This is a genomic window from Ruegeria sp. HKCCD8929 (assembly GCF_013031405.1).
GTDB lineage: Bacteria > Pseudomonadota > Alphaproteobacteria > Rhodobacterales > Rhodobacteraceae > Ruegeria.
In genome coordinates this window covers 1-4,337 of the sequence record NZ_WPZY01000095.1, presented here as the reverse complement: position 1 = coordinate 4,337, position 4,337 = coordinate 1, and the positions used below count along the sequence as shown (strand labels likewise).

At 58.3% G+C, this 4,337-nt stretch carries 4 protein-coding genes; 1 reads left to right on the top strand and 3 read right to left on the bottom strand.

Features of this window, described 5'->3' with window-relative positions; genetic code table 11:
* Positions 1 to 244: 244 nt before the first annotated feature.
* Together GOX53_RS28855 and GOX53_RS28850 are read right to left on the bottom strand one after the other, a co-directional pair.
* Positions 245 to 2,203 carry a VWA domain-containing protein gene (locus tag GOX53_RS28855; RefSeq protein WP_171182322.1) on the bottom strand — a complete coding sequence of 653 codons (1,959 nt, stop codon included), beginning with the start codon at positions 2,201 to 2,203 and terminating at the stop codon, positions 245 to 247.
* Positions 2,200 to 2,736 carry an RNA polymerase sigma factor gene (locus tag GOX53_RS28850; RefSeq protein WP_171182323.1) on the bottom strand — a complete coding sequence of 179 codons (537 nt, stop codon included), beginning with the start codon at positions 2,734 to 2,736 and terminating at the stop codon, positions 2,200 to 2,202. Before GOX53_RS28850 ends, GOX53_RS28855 begins: the two co-directional genes overlap by 4 nt.
* Before the next feature lie 408 nt (positions 2,737 to 3,144).
* Here GOX53_RS28850 and GOX53_RS28845 point away from each other — a divergent pair, with 408 nt between their 5' ends.
* On the top strand, positions 3,145 to 3,570 hold the full coding sequence (locus tag GOX53_RS28845; RefSeq protein ID WP_171182321.1) for an ester cyclase: 426 nt from the start codon (positions 3,145 to 3,147) through the stop codon (positions 3,568 to 3,570).
* A 510-nt stretch (positions 3,571 to 4,080) separates the two neighbouring features.
* Here GOX53_RS28845 and GOX53_RS28840 read toward each other — a convergent pair.
* The coding region (locus GOX53_RS28840; protein ID WP_171182320.1) for an H-NS family nucleoid-associated regulatory protein at positions 4,081 to 4,337 on the bottom strand (257 nt) is incomplete at its 5' end.

The window sequence follows — 4,337 nt, the reverse complement described above, 5'->3', positions numbered from 1 at the left end:
CTGCCAGCACCACAATAACTGTCTCAACTTGGGACAGTTTGAGACAGAATGAGACTTCTATTGATTGGACTGAACAGATGTCGGCTTTCTTTACTTGACGAAGCTTGTTTTGCGAACGCAGCGAAGGACCGCAATCCCCGCCGTTCCCTGCGGGTCTCTCTACTCCTTGAGCGCGATGTTCGGAAGCCCGGAAACCGGCTGGACGATGTTATCCGTTGCGCCCGTGGGACAAGCCTGCCGTCGTTCAATCCTCAGTCAGACTTGCCGCCAAGCGCATGAGTTGCACCGCTTCGGCGCGATAGCCAAAGGGATCGTCACCCTTCGTCTCAACCGCCAACGCGATTGCATCCTCAAAAGACCACTCGGTCACGTAGGTGCTACCTCGCAACAATTGCCCAAACCCAGCAATTGCAGTTGCAAACCCGGCATCCGGCAAGGGCGCCAGGTCCGCGGTGATCGGTGTCTCGATCAACTGGCTGGTCGCAGTACCGGGAGGTTTATATCGCAGCGCCAGGAACCCCCACTCCTCGCCACCGTCGCCGGAAGCCACAGCACCGTACCGCAAGGATGTCGTGAGTTGTGCGGGAGATCCCACGGGCGTGACTTCGTACAGTGCGGTGACACTATGGCCGGCACCAATATCCCCCGCATCAACCGCGTCGTTGTTGAAGTCCTCACGGCGCAGGACCCGCGTCTCGTAACCGATCAGACGGTATTCCGCGATTTGGGATGGGTTGAATTCGACCTGGATTTTGACGTCGTTTGCGATAGGAAACAAAGCACCGGTCAGCTGATCCACCAGCACTTTCTGCGCCTCGGCAAGCGTGTCGATATAGGCTGCCTGCCCGTTGCCATTTTGCGCCAGAGCTTGCATCGTTGCGTCGTTCAGGTTCCCTCGCCCAAAGCCGAGGACGGACAGATAAGTTCCGCTGTCCCGTTTGTCTGCGACGTATTTCTTCAACGCATCAGGATCAGAAATCCCCACGTTGAAGTCTCCATCCGTCGCAAGGATCACCCGGGACACCTCGCCTTCCTTAGCCATGGCGGCAGCTGTTGCATAAGCCTGCCGCAATCCGGCATGCCCTGCCGTTGATCCGCCCGCATCCAATTGATCGAGCGCGGCCAGGATCGCGGCACGATCCAATGCGTTCGTGGGTGCCAGAATCTGCCCGGCGCTGCCCGCATACGTTACAATTGAAACCTGATCACTTGGGCGCAGTTGACCCAGCATCAGTCGGAACGACTGCTTCAGCAGCGGCAGCTTGTTGGGCTCGTTCATTGAGCCGGACGTATCAATTAGAAACACCAGATTCAGCGGCGCCCGGTCTTCAATGTCAGGCAGCGCGCCTTGGATGCCGATGTGAACCAGACGGGTATCCGGGTTCCAGGGCGTTGGTCCAACGGACACCGTAGGCTGAAACGCCGCGCCATCGGGTGCCGGATAGTCATAGGGAAAATAGTTGATCATCTCCTCGACCCGCACGGCGTCGGGATTGGGCAGGTGGCCATTCATCAAGGAATTGCGCACGATGGCGTAAGAGGCGGTGTCAACGTCCATTGAGAAAGTCGAAACCGGCGTCTCTGACGTGACCTGCAACCCGCCAGGGTCTTCATTTGCAAACACCTCGCGGTCGACGTCATGCGGCAACACTGCCGGCTCTGCCACGCGTTGGCTCAAAGTTGGCGGGGCCGCAATCGAAGCATGCGGTGCGTCAGCGGGAGCCGCGCCAAAAAAACCGCTCACTCTTCCCTCCGCCTTTGAACCAACGGAGCTGCGAAGACGTTCCGTTACGGCCGTATCGTCAATTTCGGCGGACTCCGCACCCTGTTCTAGTTGAGACGGTGCGATCCGGTTTGAAAAGCCCGCCTCAGCAGGTGCAATGCCTTCAGGGACCGGCAAACCGCCAAGGTCAGATTTGGGTGGCGCCACCTCCAACCAATTCACCACCACAAACCCAGCGGCAACAACTGCGGTGGTCGCCGTCAAGGCAGCGCGCGAGGTAAGACTGTTCAACATGGCAAAAGCTCCCATCCAAATGCCCCGCTTGGGGCGATTGGAGATGGGACGCCTGTCGTTGCGTGATCCTTGGAAGCTGACGAAATTTTTCTGTGCCAAAGCGAGATGGGCAGCCTTGCTCGACGGATCAGGATCCGGCGTGGCTGCTCTCATCGCTTGCTTCAGATCTTCCAGATCATTGTTCATGTCTGGTCCTCCGTACTGCGCAGGCAGCGCAGATGTTTTTTGGCTTCCGATATTCGCCAGCTAATCGTTCCCTCCGACACGCCGAGGACAGCAGCGGCTTGCCGGTGAGTCATGTCGTCCAAAACAAGGGCCAGCGTGTCCCGCAGATCCTCGGGCAGGCCCGTCATCGCGGTCATCAGCCAGTTGACCTGTGCGGCGTTCTCCGCATTGGCGGCTTGCCTGTTCTGCTCCCACTCTCCCCAACCCGCAGCTGCCTTCATGAGGCTGGTGGTCCGGCGCCGGCGATCGTGGGCGGCGTTCACTGCGATCCGGTACAGCCAGGTCGTAAATTGCGCATCACCCCGAAATGCCGCTAACTTGGCAGGCAGGCTGGCACAGATATCCTGTGTCAGGTCTTCGGCTTCATGTTGAGAGCCAGTCAGCCGGAACGCCAGTCGAAACAACCCGTCATAACACCGCGACAACAACACGGAAAACGCGGCGGCGTCTCCGTCAGCAGCCGCAAGAGCCAGATCGGTGTCACTTGAATTCATCCGCATCACGTTGGTTTGACGGGTGCCGAGCGTCAATCCTTGGCGCGTTTCCGAAGAAATTTGCCACCAACATCATCTTTTGCGTTTAGGGCGCGCGGTGACCCGTCTTTGCGGTGTCGCGCACGACGGTCCGCGCGGTCGTCAATTGTGTCGATCGGCTTAGTTTTTCTAACTCAACGTTGCACTCGGAACTCCCAACCAAATCTTCGCGGAGAGCATTGGAAACTTCGCACATCGGGATGATTGCGAGCACCCACACGTCAACCTCGTTTGACGCCTTACGGAAACCCTCCAATGTCAGCATAAAGAAAGTGAGGGACCATAACACTGCCACGCCCGGTTGGTTACACTGGACCTCACGACCAACGGCGGTAATTCGCGAGGACATTCCGACGGGGGATTAATCATATGAGCAATCTGGACGTCATCAGAACTTGGTTCAAGCGGGTTTACGCCGATGAGGATATGTCGGCAGTGGACGAGATGATGGAGCCCGCGACCGATGCGCATGGGCTGGCCGATCACCCACTGTTGGGTCCTGAAGAATTCAAAGGTTTCGTTCGCGGTTTTCTGGCGCTGCTAGGTAATGTCGACATTCATATCGACAAGTCCCTGGAACACGGCGACTGGGTGCATATGCTGATCAGCATTCACGCGACTTGCCGTGCTATCGGCACGCCGGTGAACTTTCCGGCGCAGATCATGGTGAGGGTCATCGATGGCGTTATCGTCGAGGGCCATAACACGGTCGATTTCCTGTCGATGTTCTCGCAACGGGGCCTGTTGCCAGATGACGCCTTTTCCAGGTGTTTCAGTGGCATCCGTATCGGTTGATGTCATACGAAGATTAATCTGTGCTGTCATAGAGACGGCGGTGCAAGATAGCGACTAGGTCTATGTCCTGATCAACGCGAACAGAACACTACAAGTCAGGCAATCCGATTAGCTTTCCCCGACGGACTCCGGCCCGTATCGACAAACGGTGACATGACCCTTCCCGGTGCCCCACTCCAAGCAGGTTAGGCCTGCGCAAGCTGCCGTTCGAGCTGTGTGCCCGCCTGCGTTCGAACTATTCAACCGATGCTTCCTGCCGGCTGACGCCTGCAGGAATCGTATCCACGATCAGTATTCGGTTCGACGTTTGGCCCTGCAACACACTCAGGATGTGGGAATAGCCTTTGGCGGTTGCCTGAATTGAAGTTCCCCGCGTCAGGGCGTGGTGGTCGGACGTCGCGAACCCCCGGCATCCGGACCGCCACATACTATATCGTAGGGCCGGATTCGGATCGGTTTCACCATGCCAGTCCGTTGTGCGGGAGGCCGGGACCCGGCCTCCCGGTCAGATCAGATCTCCAGCGCGGTGATGTCCGCGCCACCCGCCAGGGCCTCGATGACCCATTGCGGCTTACGCCCCCTGCCCGTCCAGGTTTGATCCGCATTGCCAGGGTTCCGGTATTTTGGCGCCGCCTTGGATTTTGCCCGGCCAGTGCCTTTGCCCGCCAGGTCCGCTAGCGAGAAGCCGAACTTGCCGGCCGCCGCTTCCGCCGCCGCCTTTGCATCACTCAAGTCCTGGCGCTGACGCGCATCAAGTGCTGCGTCCA

What these genes read in the sequence shown, in the direction of transcription:
- GOX53_RS28855 (WP_171182322.1), bottom strand. Translation starts at nt 2,203, where the DNA reads ATGAACAATGATCTGGAAGATCTGAAGCAAGCGATGAGAGCAGCCACG.
- GOX53_RS28845 (WP_171182321.1), top strand. Translation starts at nt 3,145, where the DNA reads ATGAGCAATCTGGACGTCATCAGAACTTGGTTCAAGCGGGTTTACGCC.
- GOX53_RS28850 (WP_171182323.1), bottom strand. Translation starts at nt 2,736, where the DNA reads ATGAATTCAAGTGACACCGATCTGGCTCTTGCGGCTGCTGACGGAGAC.